Below are 18,892 nucleotides of genomic sequence, written 5' to 3'. Positions count from 1 at the left end.
GCAAGCGCTGTGATTATGCGAAGCAGTGTCGGTGCCCTGCGGCGATCCTGCCCAGGGTGCCGATTCCACAGCGTCGTGCCGACTTCGCATAAAAGTGGAGTTCGCCTTATTTCGGTCATGCGAAGCTTCGCATGACCGCAAGGCTTGGCTATTCTGTGGCAGCGAACTGGCCGGCCAGCGGGCCGCCGTCGTGATGAGTCTGGTGCAGTCGGCCAAGTTGCAAGGACACGATCCGTGGGTCTACCTCAAAGACGTGCTGGAGCGCTTGCAAACACATCCCCACCACCGGATTGATGAGCTGCTGCCGCATCGCTGGGTACAGCCTTTCTGACCACTGCGTTGTCTTGCCTCCACCGTCAAGATGGGATCGCTGGACGCTTACGTCTATTGGGCTTGGGCCATACTCATCAGGCAAGAGAGGCGGCGACGCCAGCGGCGATCGGCCACGGTCCAATGACGTCACCATGCTGCATTGAAGCACCTCTGCCGAGGCGGAACGGATCTAGTGATTCAAACTTCAGCGCAAGTCAAGGGTTGTAAGACGCTCACCCTCAATCGTTAGCGTGTGTCGTCGGTACTCCTGCGCGGGTGGGCGTCCTTCTACTATTTACTGGAGTAAACGCATCGAAGCGCCGTGTCCTCGCCACACACTGGCATGCAATGTCTGCAGCACACTCGAGAGCTGCCTCTCAGGTCCTCGCCTTGCGAGGTCCTGAATGACCGCAGCGTGGCAAGGAGCCCGCGAGCATCGCTGTATCCCATCGTCGGCTGTCGCTGCCAAGCCGAAGAAGAGGCTACGCGGGCTGCTTAAGACTGGTTACCTACATACAGCTCTGATTGTTGTATGACCGCTTCTGTCGACACTGGTCATCCAACTGATGGTGGCCAAGAGACCCCTACACGTCCAAGATCTGTACCTTGGTGGAGCAGCCAGAAGGACGACTGAGGTCCATTGGCAATCTACACCAGCGACGACTTCCAACAGTTGCTCAAGGCACAAGGCATCACCTGCAGCATGAGCCGTCGTGGTGAATGCTGGGACAACGCCGCGATGGAGAGCTTCTTCTCATCCATGAAGACCGAGAGGCTCAGCCGCAAGGTCTACCGGACGAGGGAAGAAGCCAGGTCCGATGTGTTCGATTACATCGAGCGCTTCTACAACCCGGTGCGCAAACACTCAAAGCTAGACTTCCTCAGCCCAGTTGACTTTGAGCAAGGCTTAATGGGCTAAGCAAACCGTCCGGGAAACTGGGGGAAGCCCACTTTGACCCGCTAACACTCATGGAACAGTCAGCCTGCATGCAAACTACTCACGTAGCACTTGGCCTCTTCCCTCGTCCGGTAGACCTTGCGGCTGAGCCTACCCGTCTTCAAAAATGAGAAGAAACTCTCCTTGCGGCTAGGTCTCAGCATACACCCCGACGGCTCATGCTGCAGGTGATGCCATGTGCCTTGAGCAACTGCTGGAAGTCGTCGCGGATGTACTGACTTCCCTGGTCTGAGTGATGCTTCAGCGAGCTGGGTTTGCTGGCCTTGAATTCGAGTTGCAGATGGTTGGGCGCGACGTGGTTTTCAAACCTGCTGCCTGCATCGCCAGATAGCCTGCGCCGCTTGTGGCGAGCTTGTAGCTTAGCCAGATCCATCAGCCGGATGATCCGGTTCACCCGCATCTCCCGCCCAGCGCTCGAAGATCGTGTCAGACGCGTGGACTGCCGTAGGTGCGGTCGCGAGCCCGAAGCTCTCTCGTATGGGGGGGGGGTGAGCCGGGCGCCGTCTTCGCTGCGTTGGCTCAGCCAAAAGTATACGAAGTATTCATCTGGGCATACTTACAATTTTCTTCCGAATACCAGATGAAAGAACCTCTATTTTGCAAAGTATTCCCGGATAGGGGGCAAGAGGTGGGTACAACAAGGTCAAGCTCGCGCTGCTGGAAAAAGGCGTGCCGTTCGAGGAAGAACTGGCCTGGATCGGCGAGACCGACAAGGCCTGCAGCCCCCTGGGCAAGGTGCCTTACCTGAAGACGGACACCGGCGCGATGTCGGAATCGACCGTGATCCTGGACTACCTGGAATCGGCCTACCCGCAGCACCCGCTGATTCCGGCCGACCCGTTCGCCGCGGCCAAGGTGCGCGAGCTGGTGCGCTACATCGAGCTGCACCTGGAACTCGTGGCGCGCAACCTCTACCCCGAGGCGTTCTTCGGCGGCAAGGTGAGCGACGCGGCCAAGGAAAAGATCGGCCCACAACTGGAGAAGAACGTGGCCGCGTTCGCGAAGCTGGCGGTGTTCTCGCCCTACCTCGCGGGCGACACCTTCACCCTGGCCGACTGCGCCGGCATCGTGCACCTGCCCATCGTGAGCGGCGCGACCAAGATCATCTACGGCCGCGATTTTCTGGCGGACCTGCCGGTGCGCGACTACCTCAAGAAGATGGGCGAGCGCCCCGCGGTGCAGAAGGTCAATGCCGACCGTAAGTCGAACACCGAAGAAATGCTGAAGCGAACCAAGGCCTGATCAGCGGAACTTGCGCACCAGCTCCACGCCCACCGCCACCGAGCGCCCGGCGCCCGGTTCGAAGAAGCGGTTGTTGCCTTCGTTGACGATCACCGAGCCGGCATAGACGCGGTCGGTGAAGTTGTCCACGCGCACGAACTCGCGCCATGTCCAGTCGCCCCGGTTCTGCTCGAAGCGCACGCCGAGGTTGAACACGGTGCTGGCGGGCGTGAAGTCGGTGTTGCGGTCGTTCACCGCCATGCGGCCGGTGTGCAGCGCTTCGAGCGTGAACACGCTGTTGGCCCAGCCCGGCTCCCACGCCAGTTGCACGTAGGCCTGCTGCCGCGCCAGCCCGGGCAGTCGGCTGCCCGCCGCCACCGGCACATTGGGCACGGCGCAGGGTGTGACGGTGCAGGTGACGAAACCATCGCGGTAGCGCGCGTCCATCCAGGTGAAGGCGGGCGTGAGGGTGAACTTGCCCCACTGCATCAAGCCGGCCAGCTCGAAGCCCTGGCGGCGCGTGCGCCCGGCGTTCTGAAACGTCGAACGCCCACCGGTGTTGGAGAGCACCACGATTTCGTCTTGCGTGCGGGTCTCGAACAGCGTGGCGCTCCAGGTACCCCACGCCTGCTTGCCGCGCAGACCGGTTTCGGCGCTGAGGCTGCGCGACGCGTTCACCGCGGTGTTGAGGCCGGTCAGGCCCGAGGGACGGTAGGCCACCTCGTTGAGCGTGGGCGTCTCAAACCCGCGGCCCACGCTGGCGAAGGCCTGCAGTTGCGGGGTTATCTCGCGCCGGATGCCGAGCACGGGGCTCCAGCCGTCGAACTTCACCGCGCCGCTGTCGTCCGGATTGCCCGCCGCGATGAATCGGTCGCTCGACTTGAAGCGCACGCTGGAGTGCCGCAGGCCCGCCAGCAGCGTGGTGGTGCTCGTGCGCCACTCGGCTTGCAGGTACGGGTCCAGGGTGCTGGCGCGGTTGGTTTCGTCGCGCCGCAGGCGGCCTTGCACGCCCAGCATGGCGCCCACGAAGTTCTCGTAACCCAGGCGGTCTTCGGTCTGCCGGTCGGATGCGAGGCCCGCGGCCACCGTGAGCCGACCACTGTCGTAACTGCGGTCCAGCCTCCAGCGCGCGTTCCAGCCCCAGTAGTCGCGGTCCAGATCGATCACGCCCCCTGCACTGCCGGCGGGGATCTGTGCCCCGGTGGGAATGGCCTGGAACTGGCGCACCGCGCGCTGCCCGCCATAGCCCATCAGTTCGATGCGGTGGCCGTTGCCCAGCGCCTGTTCCCAGGCGAGGCCGATCTGCGTTTGCGAGACGCTCTTGCGCGTGTTGAACTGCGTGGCCGCCGCCGTGGTCTGGCGCGGGTCGGCATCGAACTCGGCGCGCGTGAGGCCCAGCGGGTCCTGTGCCTGGCTGCTTTGGCGGTTGAGCACGAGCACCGTGCGCCCGCCGTCGTGCGCGCGGCTGAGCTTCAGGTTGCCGGTGCTGCGCGAGGCGGCCGACTGCGTGCGTTCACCGTCGGTGGCGAACTTGCCCGCGTCGAGCGTGTACGACCAGCCGGGTTGCTCGGCCGTGCCGGTCTGCCCGCTGAGCTGCGTGGAAAAACGCCACAGGCCGTTCTCACCGGCCACCACACCGGTGCGCCACTCGGTGGGGCGCTGGCCGTCTTGTGTGTAGAGCGCGATCACCCCGCCGGCCGAAGCGCCGTAGAGCGCGGAGAACGGCCCGCGGATGACCTCGATGCGGTCCGCGCTGCCGATCGGGAAGTTCGCCGCCTGGCCCTGCCCGTCGGGCGCGCTGGCGGGAATGCCGTCGACATACAGGCGCACGCCACGCACGCCGAACGGCGCGCGCGCGCCGTAGCCGCGCATGGAGATCTGCAGGTCTTGCGCGTAGTTCTGCCGGTTGCGCACCACCAGCCCGGGCACGCGGCCCAGGCCTTCGGAGAGGTTGATCTGCAACTGGCCGGCGCGCAATTCCTCGCCATCGACCACTTCGACCGAACCCGGCGCGAGCCAGCGGTCCTGCCAGGCCGAGCTGCCGGTGATCACGACCGGCGCGAGCGCGCCCGCCACATCGCGGTCACGCGCCGCGCCCCCCGTCTGGGCAAACCCGGGCACCGCCAGCGCAAGGCTGGCGAGTGCACCAAGGGCAACGCGGGCGTGGCTAGTTCTTCGGCCGAATGGCATCGGCCGTGCCCTGGATGAACGCTTTGATTTTCTGGACATCATCGGGGCTGAGTTTGCCAGTGAAATCGGGCATGCCACGCGCCGAGGCCGGGCCATTGAAGACGAACTTGTCGAGGTTCTCGATGAAGGCCGAATCCATGTAGCCCAGATTGGGAATGTTGCCGCCGCGGTCCACGCCCGGCACGCCGTGGCAGAACACGCAGTTGCTCACGTACAGCGCGGTGCCAGCGGGCACGTGCGCCGGGTCGTACTTCACACCGGCCACGAGCTTGCCGAGCTGGTAGTTCACGAAGGCCGGCGGCTGCGCCTTGCCACCCACGGCGAAGGTGTAGACCGTGCCTGGGCCCTGACGGTCGGTGGCGCGCTGGGCCAGGCCGTACACGCCGCCCCAGCCCACCGCGATCGACACGTACTGCTTGCCGTCGACCAGGTAGGTGGACGGCGCTGCGATCACGCCGGTGCCGGTGGGCGTCTCCCACAACTTCTCGCCGCTGGTGGCGTTGTAGGCGATGAAGCGCCCATCGGCCGTGCCCTGGAACACCAGGTTGCCGGCGGTGGTGAGCGTGCCGCCGTTCCAGGGCGAGATCTGCTCCTGCGTCCACGCGGCTTTCTGCTGCACCGGGTCCCAGGCCACGAGGCGGCCGTACGGCTTGCTGCTGGGCGGCTCCACGTTGGCAAAGGTGGCGAGGTTCCAGCCCATGTTCGAGTGCGGTTCGCCCGGGCGTTCGGCGTTGAACTTCCAGTCCTTGTTGTCCATGAGCGTGAGCGGCACGCCCTGCACCGGCATGTAGACCAGGCCGGTGGCGGGGTTGTACGACATGGAGTGCCAGTTGCGCGCGCCGAACGCGCTGGGGATGATTTCGCGCGGGCGGTCCGCCGTGCGCGCGGCCGGTGTTTCAATGGGGCGGCCGTTCTTGTCATAGCCGGTGGCCCAGTTCACATCCACAAAATTCTTCGCCGAGATGAACTTGCCGTTCTTGCGGTCGATGACGAAGAAGAAGCCGTTCTTCGGCGCGTGCAGGATCACCTTGCGCGGCTGGTTGTTGACCTTGATGTCGGCCAGGATCATCGGCTGCGTGGAAGTGAAGTCCCAGTTGTCGCCGGGCGTTTCCTGGTAGTGCCACACGTACTTGCCGGTGTCGGGGTTGAGCGCGACGATGGACGCGAGGTAGAGGTTGTCACCACCAGCCGGGCTGCGCTTGCTGCGCGCCCAGGGCGAGCCGTTGCCGGTGCCGATGTACATGAGGTTGAGTTCGGGGTCGAAGGCCATGGCGTCCCACGCCGTGCCGCCGCCACCGGCTTCCCACCACTTGCCCGCGGGGTCCCAGGTCTTGGCGGCCTTGGCCATGGAGGCGTCCTCGAACGGCTTGCTCGGGTCGCCCGGCACGGTGAACCAGCGCCACTTCTGGTCGCCGGTGTTCGCGTCATACGCGGTGATATAGCCGCGCACCCCATATTCGGCGCCGCCGTTGCCGATGATCACCTTGCCCTTGAACACGCGCGGCGCGCCGGTGATGGTGTAGCTGAACTTGCGATCGACGATGGTGTCCTTCTCCCACACCTTGTTGCCGGTGGCCGCGTCGAGCGCGATCAGCCGGCCGTCGTAGGCCGCCACGAACACCTTGCCCTCGTGCAGCGCGACGCCGCGGTTGACCACGTCGCAGCAGCCTTTGTAGCCGGCTTCGCGCGCCACCTTGGGGTCGAAGGTCCAGATGCGTTTGCCGGTGCGCACGTCCACCGCGTGCACCACGCTCCAGGAGGCGGTGACGTACATGATGCCGTCGACCACCAGCGGCGTGGACTCGACACCGCGCGAGGATTCGAGGTTGTACGACCAGACCAGGCCGAGGTCTTTCACGTTGGCGGTGGTGATCTGGTTCAGCTTCGAATGGCGCGTCTCGGCGTAGTCCAGGCCATAGCTCGGCCAGTCCGCCGTCTGCTTCTGGTTGCCCTTCATGTACGCGGCGTTGACCTTGCCGACAGCGGCCTTGATGTGTTCCGGCGAGCCCTTGGCCGGCGCCTGCGCGAGCGCGGCGCCGCAGAGCATCAGCGCTGTGAACAGGCCGGCGGCCGCGCGGCGCCTGGCTGAAGCGTGGGGTGACGGTGTCATGTTGTCTCCTTGTGCGGCCTGCGAGGCGCAGGGCTGTGGTGGGGCTGCCGGGCGGGCATGTGCGGCCCAGCGTCGCCATCTTCCGCCTCCCCCTTTTCCGATTCATCCTCGGGATTTCCCTGTGCCCGATGTGTTCCGGCGTGGAACACCTGGCCGCCGGTTCGGGAGAGGGCTTACCCGCATGCCACCCGCGCCGCCGGGTCCGATACTGTTGGAGGAGACCCGCACATGCCCCACGCACAACAACATGGGCAGGCGAACACGCCGCGCCAGCTGTTTTTCCAGACCGCCGAACAGCGCACCGCGCTGGCGCGGCAGTTGTTCTTTGACGAAGGTACGCGCCCCTCGGGCCTGATCGGCGAGGCGGTGATCCAGTCCTGGCTGCGCTGCGCCTCGGCGCACCACCGGCCCAGCGAGGTGGTGGCTTTCGAACAGGTCACGCGCAGCCGCGCCCACGCCAGCCTGAACCGCAACCGGCAGTTGCTGGAGGCGGGCCACCTCGAACTGCACAACATGGAAGCCGCGCTCGCGGGCACCGACTGCCGCGTGCTGCTGACCGACGCGCAGGGCGTGGTGATCCACGCCACCGAACTGCCCCAGGTGAGCCACCAGCCCCTGCTCAAGACCGCGTCGCGCGTGGGCGTGAACATCGCCGAAAGCCACATCGGCACGAACGCGCCCGGCGTCGTGGTGCGCACGGGCGAGGCCTGCACTGTCACCGGCGCCGAACACTTCTTTCAGTGCCTGCAGACCATCCACTGCGCGGCCGCGCCGATCCGCGACATCCACGGCCAGCTGGCGGGCGTGCTGGACGTGTCGATCGAGGCTGGGCGCTTCCAGTTCGACGCCGCATCGGTGGTCGGCATGTACGCCACCACGATCGAAAACCACCTGCTGCAGCTGCAATCGGTCGAGCACCTCGTGCTGCACTTCCAGGCCAGCCCCACCCTGCTCGGCACGCCGATGGAGGCGCTTGCCGGCATCGACAGCCATGGCCGCGTGCTCTGGCTCAATGGCGTGGGCCGCCGCCTCACCGGCTGCCAGATGGAAGGCCGGCCCACCGTGGGCGAGGTGTTCGGCGCACCGCTGGAACACCTTCTGGCCTTGCCGCGCCAGGCGCATGCGCACACGCTGCACTTGCCCAATGGCCTGGGCGTGTGGATGAAGGGCACCCTCACCGCCAGCGATGGCGCGGACTTCAGGCACGCGGTGGCCCTGTCCGTTCCACCACCGACGGTGCCGGTGGTGGAGCCGGCAGCGCCCACGCCCGAACCCGACGTGGAACAGGTCAGCGCGCACGCCACGCTGCTCGACCACAAGCAGCGCCTGATCGAAACCACGCTGGCGGCGTGCGGCGGCAACATCGCCAAGGCCGCCCGGGCCTTGGGGGTGTCGCGCGGCATGCTGTACCGGCGGTTGCAGAAGACCCGGGAGCCAGTGCCTTGCGCCAGCGGCGATTGAAAAATCGGGCGCCGGCCCGCTCGGCGCAAATGAGAATTATTCTTATACAATGCAACGGACTGTCCGCTTGCCGGCAGACCGTCAGCCAGCTGATCGAGCGCGCGCGTTCCTAGCCAGCCACCCCATTCGACAACCCATGTGGCGTGGCTGTTTGCCCCCTTTCGATCGGCGGCTCGCCTTCAATGACGAAGGTGTGCGGTCGGATTCGTGCACGATGGTAGCGATCCATTCCGCAGGGAGGGGGTCGCGCTGACGTGGTCAGGGGCGCATCAAGCGCTCTCGTAACCATGTACCAGCACCAACTCCCGTTCGACCGATCCCGACATTTCCTCCCTTCAGCCCGCCATCTGCGCTCGCCCGCGGCCATCGCCGTGGCCGGTCTGATGCTCTCCATCGCCCCGCTGGCGCTGGCTCAATCCACGCCTCCCGCTGACGCCACCCCCACGCTCGACACGGTGCGCGTGACCGCGCCGCGCGAGGAAGAGCGCGCGTTGGGTCCCGTGCGTGGCTACGTCGCCAAGCGCAGCGCCACCGCCACCAAGACGGACACGGCACTGAACGAGACGCCGCAGTCGATCACCGTGATCACGGCCGAACAGATCCGCGACCAGGGCTCGCCCAACCTGCAGGAAGCGCTGCGTTACGCGGCGGGCGTGCGCAACGAGCTCTACGGCATCGACAACCGCGCCGACTGGTTCTCGCTGCGCGGCAGCGAGGAATCGACCGTGCTCTACAACGGCCTGCGCGAACCGCTCACGGGCTACTACGGCGTGATGCGCGTGGAGCCCTACAACTACGAGCGCATCGAGGTGTTGCGCGGTCCCTCGTCGATCATCGCGGGGCAGAACGACCCGGGCGGCGTGGTCAACCTCGTGCCCAAGCGACCGCTGGCCGAGGCCCAGCGGGAGGTGGGCATTCGCGTGGGCAACGACGCGCTGCGCGAGGTGCACGCCGACCTCACCGGCCCGCTCAACGCCGACGGCTCGCTGCTGTACCGGCTGGTCGCGGTGGAGAAGGACAGCGACACGCAGATCCGTTTCGCCAAGGAGAAGCGCACCTTGTTCGCCCCCTCGCTCACCTGGAAGCCGAACGCGCAGGACAGCTTCACCGTCTACGCCGAGCACCAGAAGGACAACAGCCAGAACACCAACGCGTTCCTGCCGCTGGCCGGCACGCTGCTGCCCGCGCCCAATGGCCCGATCCCGCGCAACCTGTTCGCCGGCGAGCCCGACTGGGACACCTATGGCGGCACGCGCAACCGCGTGGGCTACTCGATGGACATCGCCCTGGGTGACCAGTGGCGCCTGAGCCACCAGCTGCGCCACGACCGCGTGGACGGGCTCATGGAGTCGATGTACATGGACTGGTGGTCCGGCTTCCTCGACGCGGCCGGCAACCCCGACCCGAACGGCCAGTACCTCGGGCGGCCCTGGTACATCTCCAAAGACCGCATGCGCCTGACCACCGGCGAGGTGCTGCTCAAGCGCGACTGGGACCTGGGCGGCGTGAAGCACCGCGTGGTGGCCGGCTTCGACGCCACCGACATGAAGTCCAGCCGGACCGCGGCCGAAGACGCGGGCACGCCGCTCAACGTCTACAACCCGGTCTACGGCAGCTTCCCGCGCCCCTCGCTGGGCAACGCCACGCCGACCGAGACGCACATCAAGCGCCAGGGCTTGTTGCTGCAGGACCAGATCAAGTTCCAGAACGGCCTGAGCGTGCGCCTGGGCGCGCGGCGCGACCAGGTGCGCAACACCGTGGTGGGTGGCGAGACCACACGCGACGCGGCCACCAGCCTCAATGTCGGCGTGGTCTACGAGGTGCTGCCGGGCCTCTCGCCCTACGTGAGCTACTCGGAGTCGTTCACCCCGATCGGAGGCACCGACTTCGCCAACCGCGCCTTCAAGCCCAAGCGCGGCGAGCAGGTCGAGGTGGGCGTGAAGTGGGCGTCCAAACGCCTGCCGGTGCAGGCCACCGCTTCGGTGTTCTCGCTCAAGGAGAAGAACCGTTTGGGCGCGGACCCCGAGCACATCGGCTTCAACAAGCAGATCGGCGATTCGCGCGTGAAGGGCGTGGAGTTGGAAGGCCAGGCCCGCATGGGCGCCTGGCAGTTTCTCGCCAGCACCACCTACACCGACGCGCGCGCCAGCGCCACGGCCTATGGCGGCGCGCTCGATCCCACCCAGCAGCTCGAAGGCATTCCCAAGCACATGAGCTCGGTCTGGGCGGTGCACGACTTCCGCCACTTCGGCCTGCCGGGCCTGTCCATCGGCGCGGGCGCGCGCTACATCGGCCGCATCGGCGACGGCACGGGCTCGGTGTTCGTGCCGTCGGTGACCCTGATGGACGCGATGGCCGCGTACGAAACCGGGCCCTGGCGCTTCGCGCTCAACGTCAACAACCTGGCCGACAAGGACTACATCGCTGTCTGCCTGGCGCGCGGCGATTGCTGGTTCGGGGGCCGACGCAAGGTGGTGCTGACCGCCGACTACCGCTGGTGAACACCACAACACCCCCGCCCTCCACCGCCCACGTGCTGGGCCGCATCGCGGCCAGCCTGCTGGGCGGGTACGCCTTCACCTGGGGCATCACCACCCTGGGCATCACCGGACTGGTGGCGCTCGGCGTGGACTACCACGAGGCGCACACCGTGCTGATGCTGCTGGCCTTCCTGTTCTTCCTGGGCGCCTTTCTCTGGGCCTTCGCGGCGCGCAGCCTGGCGCGCGTGTGGCTCGTGCTGGCGGGCGGCGGCCTGGCCATGACGGCGGCCGCATGGGCCTTGCAGAACCGCTTGATCTGAGGAACCCACGATGTTGTCCAACTTCCGCCTTTCCATGACCTGGTTGCACACCTGGTTCGGCCTCGTGCTGGGCTTCGTGCTCATGGTCGTGTTCTTCTTCGGTTCGCTCTCGGTGTTCGACCGCGAGTTCGACCGCTGGGCGATTCCCGAGACGCGCTTCGAGCCGCAGCCCATGCCCTCGTTCGACCGCGTGCTGCTGCCCATCCTGCAGCGTGTGCAGCCGGACGAGGTGGACTACGCGGCGAACATGCCATTGCTGCACGACCCGAAGCCAGGCCCGATGACGCCGCGTCTGGAACTGCCGGCCGACGAGTTCTGGGCCTACACCACGCACCGCGACCCGGTGCTGGCCATGGGCGTGGGCTTTCGCGTGCCGCAGCCGAAAGACCCGCAGGACCACAACCACATCCACGGCGACACCACCATCGACCCTCGCAACGGCCAGGCACTGCGCGAAGGGCAGCAGAAGATCGGCAGCGAGTTCTTCTACCCGTTGCACTACAGCCTGCACCTGGAGTGGAAGCTGATCGGCTACTGGATCGTGGCGCTGGCCGCGCTGACCATGCTCGCCGCGCTGGTCACCGGCCTGGTGATGCACCGCAAGGTGTTTCGCGAGCTGTTCACCTTCCGGCCGCACAAGCACACGCGGCGCAGCCTGCTCGACCTGCACAACCTCACCGGGGTGGTGGCGCTGCCGTTCCATTTCTTCTTCGCCTTCACGGGGCTGGTCATCTTCGCGCAGTTCTACTACCTGCCGGTGTCGCAGACCCTGCTGCGCCCGCTGGCGCAAGCGCACGAGGTGGCCGAGGCGGCCGCCACCGGCCTGCCGCACGAGCGTGCGGGCGTGGCCGCTGCCCTGGCCTCGGTGGACGCGATGGTGCTCGAAGCCCAGCGCCGCTGGGACGCGCGCGGCATGCCCGGCCAGGTGGGCTTCCTGCAGGTGCACCACGTGGGCGATGCCAACAGCTACGTGAGCATCTACCGCGCCGGCAGCGACCGCGTCGCACTGGTGGGCCAGGCGGTGCACTTCAAGGGCTCCACCGGCGAAGTGCTGCGCGAAGAGCCGGCACCCACCGTGCCGCACGGCATCGAGGAGTTCCTCACGGGCCTGCACCTGCAACACTTCGAGCACTGGCTGTTGCGCTGGCTTTATGTGTTCGGCGGCCTGCTGGGCTGCGCCTGCATCGCCACCGGCTTCCTGTTCTTCGTCGAAAAGCGCAAGCGCCAACACGCGCAGCAGGGCCGCATGGGCAGCCGCGTGGTCGACGCACTGGCGGTGAGCACCGTCACCGGCATGCTGATCGCCTCTGCGGCCATCCTCGCCGCCAACCGCGTGCTGCCGGCGGAGCTCGCCAGCAAGGGCGAATGGGAGCGATTGGTCTTCTGGGGTGCCTGGGCACTGGCCGCCGCGCATGCGTTCTGGCGCAGCGCACCGGTGGCGCAAGGTGCGGCCTCGCCCGCGTGGCGCGAACAGTGCTGGGGCTTCGCGGCGCTCGCGCTGCTGGCGGTGTTGCTCAACTGGGCGAGCACCGGTGACCACCTGGGCAAGACCTTGTTCACCTACTGGCCCGTGGCCGGCGTGGACCTGGCGCTGATCGCCGCGGCCGGCCTGGCGTTGACCACGGCCAGGCGCCTGACGCGCCGCCAGCGCGCGACGGCATCAGCGCCACCGGCATCGAATGCACCCGAGGAGGCCGCCCGTGTTTGAGGCTGTTCTGCTCTCACTGGCCGCGCTGTCGGCCTTCGCCGGCATGGCCTGGCTGGCGCTCTCGATGGAGGCGCACTGGCAGCAGGTGGCGGGCACGATGCGGGCACTGCCGCGGGCGCGGCGCAACGGCCTGCGCCTGGCCGGCGCGCTGGGCCTGCTGGCCTCGCTCGCACTCAGCCTGACGGCCGACCACGCCAGCATGGCCGCACTGGTCTGGGTGATGCTGCTCGCCCTGTCGGCCTTCGCGGTGGCGATGCTGCTCTCATGGCGCCCGCAGGTGCTGCGGGAGTTGTTGCGCCCTTAGTCGGCCGTCTTGCGCAGGCGATCCACGTCGTTGCGCAAATCGTGGGCCCAGGCGCGACGATCGCGCCCCTCGGACCACTGCGGCTCACCATAGCGCACCACCGCCCGCAGGTGATCGGCGCTCAAGGTGGACCAGATCGACCCCATCAAGGTCGTCTCGCCCACGAACAGCGGCCCGGGGTGCGGTTCGCCGGTCTGGCTGTTCACGAAGCGCAAGCCCACCGGCAGCGCCGGCGCCTTGGCCGAGATCGCGGCCTGCAGCAGGTTGGCATGGAAAGGCAACAGCTCGCGGCCGTCGCCCGTGGTGCCTTCGGGAAACACCGAGAGGATGTCACCCAGCTCCAGCCGCTCGGCCATGTGGTGCACCATGCGCATGGCGTCGCGCCGACTGGTGCGTTCGATGTAGAGCGTGCCCGCGCCGGTGATGAGCCTGCCGAACAGTGGCCAGTGCTCGGCGTCGGCCTTGGACACGAAGCGGCTGGGACGCGCGGCGTTCATCACCAGGATATCGAGCCACGACATGTGGTTGGCCACCTGCAGCATCGGCCCCTGCTCGGGCGGCGTGCCCCGCACCTCCAGCTCCACGCCCAGGATCACCAGCATGCGGCGTGTCCATTCGCGCACCAGCAGCTGGGTTTGTGGCGGCGTGAGGCGCCCGAACTCGGTGCGGATGATCCACACGCCGCGCACCACGTGCCACGTGGCCCGCAGGGCACGCGAGAGCGTGCGCAGCAGTTTCACGCGTGGGCGACCCGTTCGTGGGTGGCGTCTGCCGCGTGGTAAGCCACCTGCCCGGCGACCAGCGTGGCGCGCACGCGCGCCGGCAGTTCGTGGCCACCGAAAGGCGTGTGCTTGCCCTGGCTGCGCAGCGCATCGGGCTGCACCGTCCAGCTGGCGTTGGGGTCGAACACGCAGAGGTCGGCCACGCCGCCCACGGCGATGCGGCCCACGCTCGCTTGCAGCGTGCCCAGGCTCGCGCCCAGCACCGCCTGCGGGCCGCAGGTGAGCACTTGCAACGCCTGCATCAGGCCCAGGCCGTCCTGCTGCGCCCAGGTGCAGGCCAACCCCAGCAGCAGCTCGACGGCGGTGGCACCGGGCTCGGCTTCGGCGAACGGCAAGGTCTTGGCATCGCTGTCGACCGGGTTGTGGTCCGACACCAGCGCGTCGATGGTGCCGTCGGCCAGGCCCACGCGCAGCGCGTCGCGGTCGCGTTGCTGGCGCACGGGGGGCTGCAGGCGCAGGCGGCTGTCGTAGTAGCCAATGTCCACGTCGGTCAGGTGCAGGTTGTGCACGCTCACGTCGCAGCTCACGGGCAGGCCTTCGGCCTTGGCCTGGCGCACCAGCGCCAGACCCGCCGCGCTGCTGATGCGGCACAGGTGCACACGCGCCTTGCCCTGCGCGCCGCGCATGAGCTCGAACAAGGTGTGCAGCGCAATGGTTTCGGCCGCCGCCGGAATGCCGGCGAGGCCCAGGCGCGTCGCCAGCGGACCGCTGGCGGCCACACCTTTGCCGAGCCAGAAATCTTGCGGGCGCAACCACACGGTGTAGCCAAAGGTGGCGGCGTATTGCAGCGCGCGTTGCAGCACCTGCACGTTGACGATGGGCACCTCGGCCTGGCCGAAACCGATGCAGCCGGACTCGGTGAGTTCGGCCATTTCGGTCAGCACCTCGCCCTGCAGGTTGCGCGTGAGCGCGCCTAGCGGGAACACGCGCGCGAGGTGCAGTTTTTCGGCGCGGAACTTGAGCATGTCGACCAGGCCGGGCTCGTCGAGCACCGGGTCGGTGTCGGGCGGGCAGACCAGCGAGGTCACGCCACCGGCCACGGCCGCGGCCATCTCGCTCTCCAACATGCCGGTGTGTTCCTGGCCCGGTTCGCGCAGGCGCACGGCCAGGTCCACCAGGCCGGGTGCGACCACGCAGCCGGCGGCGTCGAGGGTGCGGTTGGCGTGGAAGTCGGCGGCCACGTTGCCGATGGCGATGATGCGGCCGGCGGCGATCGCCACGTCGGCGATCTCGTCAAGCCCGGTGGCCGGGTCCATCACACGGCCGTTCTGGATCAGGATCTTCATGCGGATGCCACCTTGTTGTCAGACTGAACGGGCGCGAGCAGATCGCTCAGCGCATCCACCAGGGCTTCGCACTCCGGCTGCGAGCCGACGGTGATGCGCAGGTGCTCGGCGATGCGCGCCTGGTTGAAATGGCGCACCAGGATCTTGCGCTCGCGCAAGGCCTGCTGCAGTTGAGACGCGCTGCGCTGCGGATGCCGCGCCAGCAGAAAGTTGGCGCTGGACGGCAGGCATTCGAAACCGAGCGCCGCCAGCCGAGCGGCCAGCCATTCGCGGCTGTTGACGATGCGCTGGGTGATCTCGTGGAAGTGCGCCTGGTCTTCCAGAGCGGCCTGTGCACCGACCTGTGCAACGCGGTCCAGCGGGTAAGAGTTGAAGCTGTCCTTGACGGTGTTCAGCGCGCGGATGAGGTCCGCATGGCCCAGCGCAAAACCCACGCGAAGACCGGCCAGCGCGCGCGATTTGGACAGCGTCTGGATCACCAGCAGTTGCGGGAATTCATCGATCAGCGTGGCGGCGCTCTCGGCGCCGAAGTCCACGTAGGCTTCGTCCACCACCACCACGGATGCGGTGTTGCGCTCCAGCAGCCAGCGCAGCTCGCTCAGGGGCAGCGCAATGCCGGTGGGCGCGTTCGGGTTGGGCAGCACGATGCCGCCATTGGGCTGCAGGTAGTCGGCCACGCGCACGCGAAAGCTGTCGTCGAGCGGCACCTGCTGGCACGTGATGCCGTACAGCCCGCAGTACACCGGGTAGAACGAGTAGCTGATGTCGGGCACGAGCACCGGCTTGCCATGGCGCAGCAGCCCCATGAAGGCATGCGCCAGCACCTCGTCCGAACCATTGCCGACGAAGACCTGGTCGACCTGCAAGCCCTGTTGGGCCGCGATGGTCTGTCGCAGCGCGAGCGCTTGCGGGTCGGGGTAGAGGCGCAGGCGCTCGTCCACCGCCTCGGCCATGCGCCGCAGGGCCAGCGGCGACGGCGGGTACGGGTTCTCGTTGGTGTTGAGCTTGATCCAGCCCCCGCCCTGCGGTTGTTCGCCGGGCGTGTAGGCGCGCAGGCCCCGAAGCGCCGGGCTCCAGAATCGATCGGCCTCGCTCACTGGAGTTGCTTCGCCCTGCAGGCTGCGGTGCGAGCTTGCTTGGGAACGGCCCGGCGCGGCGCTCATGCCTCGTTGCCCGCCACGATGCCCATCACCGCCATGCGCACGGCGATGCCGTAGGTGACCTGCGGCAGGATCACGCTCTGCGGCCCGTCCACCACGGCGGAGTCGATCTCCACACCGCGGTTGATCGGGCCGGGGTGCATCACGATGGCGTCGGGCTTGGCCCAGCGCAGGCGCTCGGTCGTGAGGCCGAAACTCTTGAAATACTCCTGGCTTGAGGGCAGCAGCGCGCCGCTCATGCGTTCGTTCTGCAGGCGCAGCGTGATCACCACGTCGCAGTCCTTGATGCCCTCTTCCAGCGTGTGGCACACGCGCACGCCCATGTGCGAGAGGTCGCTCGGCACCAGCGTGCGCGGGCCGACCACGCGCACGTCGGGGCAGCCGAGCGTGGTGAGCGCGTGGATGTCGGAGCGCGCCACGCGCGAGTGCAGCACGTCACCCACGATGGCCACCGAGAGGTTGGTGAAATCCTTCTTGTAGTGGCGGATGGTGTACATGTCGAGCAAGCCCTGCGTGGGGTGCGCGTGGCGACCGTCACCGGCGTTGACCACGTGCACGTGCGGCGCGACGTGCTGCGAGATCAGGTACGGCGCGCCCGACTCGCTGTGCCGCACCACGAAGATGTCGGCTGCCATGGCGCTCAGGTTGGCGATGGTGTCGAGCAGCGACTCGCCCTTGGCGGTGGAGCTGCGCGCGATGTCGAGGTTGATCACGTCGGCCGAGAGGCGCGTGGCCGCGATCTCGAAGGTGGTGCGCGTGCGCGTGCTGTTCTCGAAGAACAGGTTGAACACGCTCTTGCCGCGCAGCAACGGCACTTTCTTCACCTCGCGGTTGCTCACGCTCGTGAAGTTGGCGGCGGTGTCCAGGATCTGCGTGAGGATCTCGCGCGAGAGGCCTTCGGTGGAGAGCAGGTGAATCAGTTCACCGTTCTTGTTGAGCTGGGGGTTCTTGCGTTGCACGTTCAGGCTTCCTTGGTTTCCAGCACGAAGCTCAGTCGGCCGCTGTCGTCGCGCGCGAGTTCGAGCGAGCGTTTGGCCGGCACGTCCAGGCGCGCGGCACACAGGTTGGGCTCGATCGGCAGTTCGCGCCCGCCCCGGTCCACCAGCACCGCCAGGCGCACGCTGGCCGGGCGGCCGTAGTCGAAAAGTTCGTTGATCACGGCGCGCAGCGTACGGCCGGTGTAGAGCACGTCGTCGATCAGCAGCACGTGCGCGCCGTTCACGTCGAACGGCAGCACGGTTTGCGCGCTGGACGCGAGGCCACGCTGCGCGAAGTCGTCGCGGTGCATGCTCGACGAAATCACGCCCGCCGCGCCGGGCAGGCCCAGGTCGCGCTGCAGGCGCTCGGCCAGCCAGGCACCACCGGAGGTGATGCCGGCCAACATCACCGGTTCGGGCGACGACGCGAGAAGTTGTTTCACCCCACGCGCCAGCTCCCCATACAGAGCCTCGGCATCGGGCAGATCGGAAGACGACAACGACGTCAAGGCAAGCTCCTCAAAAACTGTTCCAGGATGATGCACGCCGATGCGGCATCGGCGTCTTTGGCACCGAGGCTGTGGGCCTCGGTGGTGCTGTAGCGTTCGTCCACCTCGAACACTGGCAGACCATGGCGCCCGCGCAGCTGGCGCGCGAACTTCAGCGCGCGCGCGGTGTTTTCATGCGGGGTGCCGTCCGGGTGACAGGGCACGCCGACCACCAGTGCGTCGGGTTGCCATTCCTGCAGGCGCTGCGCGATCTGCACGAAGCGCGCGTCGCCTTCGGCGGCGATGGTGGTTTGGGGTGTGGCGGTGCGCGTGAGGCGGTTGCCAACGGCCACGCCGGTGCGCTTCAGGCCGTAGTCGAACGCCAGAAACATCTGGCAATGCGCTGGCACCTCAGGATCCACACCACGTGGCAACGGAGAAGGCGGGACCGCCGCCGGGCCGCCCCCAAGGCGGGCCCAACCCCCTTGGGGGGCAGCGACCCGCGAAGCGGTGGAGCGTGGGGGCTCCATCCTTATGCATGCCCCGCGTCGGGCGAGAGCATCCAGGGCTGCAAGCCGCCCAACAGGCTCATGGCCCGCTCGTAGCGCTCCTCCACCGGTGCGTCAAAGATGAGATTGGGGTCGGCTTCCACCGTGAGCCAGCTGTTTTCGGTGATTTCCGATTCGAGCTGCCCCTGTCCCCAGGACGCATAACCGAGCGATACGAAAACCCGGCGTGGGCCCGCGCCCGACGCCATGGCCTCGAGCACATCCTTGGAAGTGGTCATTTCCAGCCCGCCGGGGATGGACAAGGTCGAGGCGTACACCGACTCGCCCTCGCCCGACACGGCTTCGTGCAGCACGAAGCCCCGCTCGGTCTGCACCGGCCCGCCCTGAAAGACGGGCAGTTTGGCGAGGTCGTCGCGGCCCATGCGCAGGTCGACCTTCTCGAAAAGACGGGGCAACAGGATGTCGCTGGGCTTGTTGATCACCAACCCGAGCGCACCGCGCTCGCTGTGTTCGCACATGAATACCACGCTGCGGCCAAAAAGCTCGTCGCTGAGGCCGGGCATCGCAATCAGAAAGTGATTGGTCAGATTGATGGGGGCAAAATCAGCAGACATGGCGCGATTTTA

General features: G+C 67.2%; 14 protein-coding genes and 4 pseudogenes. 8 read left to right on the top strand and 10 right to left on the bottom strand.

The features are described 5' to 3' along the window. Positions 1-136: 136 nt before the first annotated feature. Together FFS09_RS16590 and FFS09_RS16585 are read left to right on the top strand one after the other, a co-directional pair. Positions 137-331 (top strand): annotated as a pseudogene (locus tag FFS09_RS16590) (transposase domain-containing protein); the annotation flags it as partial. A gap of 630 nt (positions 332-961) precedes the next feature. After that, positions 962-1,231, top strand: a pseudogene (locus FFS09_RS16585) (integrase core domain-containing protein); the annotation flags it as partial. 89 nt (positions 1,232-1,320) lie between these two features. Here FFS09_RS16585 and FFS09_RS31695 read toward each other — a convergent pair. After that, positions 1,321-1,517, bottom strand: a pseudogene (locus FFS09_RS31695) (IS3 family transposase); the annotation flags it as partial. Positions 1,518-1,903: 386 nt separating this feature from the next. On the opposite strand from FFS09_RS31695, the pseudogene FFS09_RS16575 reads away from it, so the two are divergent. After that, positions 1,904-2,512: pseudogene (locus FFS09_RS16575) on the top strand (glutathione S-transferase); the annotation flags it as partial. Here FFS09_RS16575 and FFS09_RS16570 read toward each other — a convergent pair. Both FFS09_RS16570 and FFS09_RS16565 read right to left on the bottom strand, forming a co-directional pair. Then, complete coding sequence (locus tag FFS09_RS16570) at positions 2,513-4,681, bottom strand: TonB-dependent receptor family protein (RefSeq protein WP_137920004.1); 2,169 nt, start codon at positions 4,679-4,681, stop codon at positions 2,513-2,515. Continuing rightward, the gene (locus FFS09_RS16565) at positions 4,659-6,791 is read right to left on the bottom strand and encodes a PQQ-dependent dehydrogenase, methanol/ethanol family (RefSeq protein WP_137920003.1); all 2,133 of its coding nucleotides are present in this window, start codon (positions 6,789-6,791) and stop codon (positions 4,659-4,661) included. Before FFS09_RS16565 ends, FFS09_RS16570 begins: the two co-directional genes overlap by 23 nt. Positions 6,792-7,019: 228 nt before the next feature. On the opposite strand from FFS09_RS16565, the gene FFS09_RS16560 reads away from it, so the two are divergent. The 5 genes from FFS09_RS16560 to FFS09_RS16540 all read left to right on the top strand — a co-directional run bounded on the left by FFS09_RS16560 (position 7,020) and on the right by FFS09_RS16540 (position 13,064). Beyond that, a complete protein-coding gene (locus FFS09_RS16560; protein WP_137920002.1) occupies positions 7,020-8,252 on the top strand; it encodes a helix-turn-helix domain-containing protein in 1,233 nt (410 codons plus the stop codon). A gap of 287 nt (positions 8,253-8,539) precedes the next feature. Continuing rightward, positions 8,540-10,753 carry a TonB-dependent siderophore receptor gene (locus FFS09_RS16555; protein WP_137920001.1) on the top strand — a complete coding sequence of 738 codons (2,214 nt, stop codon included), beginning with the start codon at positions 8,540-8,542 and terminating at the stop codon, positions 10,751-10,753. Further along, entirely contained in the window at positions 10,750-11,052 is a 303-nt protein-coding gene (locus tag FFS09_RS16550; protein WP_137920000.1) for an iron uptake protein, read from the top strand. Before FFS09_RS16555 ends, FFS09_RS16550 begins: the two co-directional genes overlap by 4 nt. Positions 11,053-11,062: 10 nt before the next feature. Beyond that, a complete protein-coding gene (locus FFS09_RS16545; RefSeq protein ID WP_137919999.1) occupies positions 11,063-12,760 on the top strand; it encodes a PepSY-associated TM helix domain-containing protein in 1,698 nt (565 codons plus the stop codon). Further along, the gene (locus FFS09_RS16540) at positions 12,753-13,064 is read left to right on the top strand and encodes a DUF3325 domain-containing protein (RefSeq protein ID WP_252374396.1); all 312 of its coding nucleotides are present in this window, start codon (positions 12,753-12,755) and stop codon (positions 13,062-13,064) included. The genes FFS09_RS16545 and FFS09_RS16540 overlap by 8 nt, the downstream gene beginning before the upstream one ends. On the opposite strand, the gene FFS09_RS16535 is transcribed toward FFS09_RS16540, so the two are convergent. The 7 genes from FFS09_RS16535 to FFS09_RS16505 form a co-directional block, all read right to left on the bottom strand. Continuing rightward, on the bottom strand, positions 13,061-13,804 hold the full coding sequence (locus tag FFS09_RS16535) for a lysophospholipid acyltransferase family protein (protein WP_137919997.1): 744 nt from the start codon (positions 13,802-13,804) through the stop codon (positions 13,061-13,063). The genes FFS09_RS16540 and FFS09_RS16535 overlap by 4 nt on opposite strands. Then, a complete protein-coding gene (locus FFS09_RS16530) occupies positions 13,801-15,132 on the bottom strand; it encodes a dihydroorotase (protein ID WP_137919996.1) in 1,332 nt (443 codons plus the stop codon). The genes FFS09_RS16535 and FFS09_RS16530 overlap by 4 nt, the downstream gene beginning before the upstream one ends. Continuing rightward, positions 15,129-16,295: a histidinol-phosphate transaminase gene (gene hisC / locus FFS09_RS16525; RefSeq protein ID WP_137919995.1), complete on the bottom strand. Its 1,167-nt coding sequence runs from the start codon at positions 16,293-16,295 to the stop codon at positions 15,129-15,131. Before hisC ends, FFS09_RS16530 begins: the two co-directional genes overlap by 4 nt. Then, positions 16,292-17,251, bottom strand: coding sequence for an aspartate carbamoyltransferase catalytic subunit (locus FFS09_RS16520; protein WP_137919994.1), 960 nt, complete (start codon positions 17,249-17,251; stop codon positions 16,292-16,294). Before FFS09_RS16520 ends, hisC begins: the two co-directional genes overlap by 4 nt. 2 nt (positions 17,252-17,253) lie before the next feature. Continuing rightward, complete coding sequence (gene pyrR, locus FFS09_RS16515; protein ID WP_502703737.1) at positions 17,254-17,778, bottom strand: bifunctional pyr operon transcriptional regulator/uracil phosphoribosyltransferase PyrR; 525 nt, start codon at positions 17,776-17,778, stop codon at positions 17,254-17,256. Next, positions 17,775-18,149 carry a Holliday junction resolvase RuvX gene (gene ruvX, locus FFS09_RS16510; protein WP_252374402.1) on the bottom strand — a complete coding sequence of 125 codons (375 nt, stop codon included), beginning with the start codon at positions 18,147-18,149 and terminating at the stop codon, positions 17,775-17,777. Before ruvX ends, pyrR begins: the two co-directional genes overlap by 4 nt. Before the next feature lie 140 nt (positions 18,150-18,289). Continuing rightward, positions 18,290-18,880, bottom strand: coding sequence for a YqgE/AlgH family protein (locus FFS09_RS16505; RefSeq protein ID WP_137919992.1), 591 nt, complete (start codon positions 18,878-18,880; stop codon positions 18,290-18,292). Between the last annotated feature and the right edge of the window lie 12 nt (positions 18,881-18,892).

This window comes from Hydrogenophaga sp. 2FB, from assembly GCF_005503365.1.
Taxonomy (GTDB): domain Bacteria; phylum Pseudomonadota; class Gammaproteobacteria; order Burkholderiales; family Burkholderiaceae_C; genus Hydrogenophaga.
Note: the sequence above shows the minus strand (reverse complement) of the source record. Positions and strands in the feature narration are given on the sequence as shown.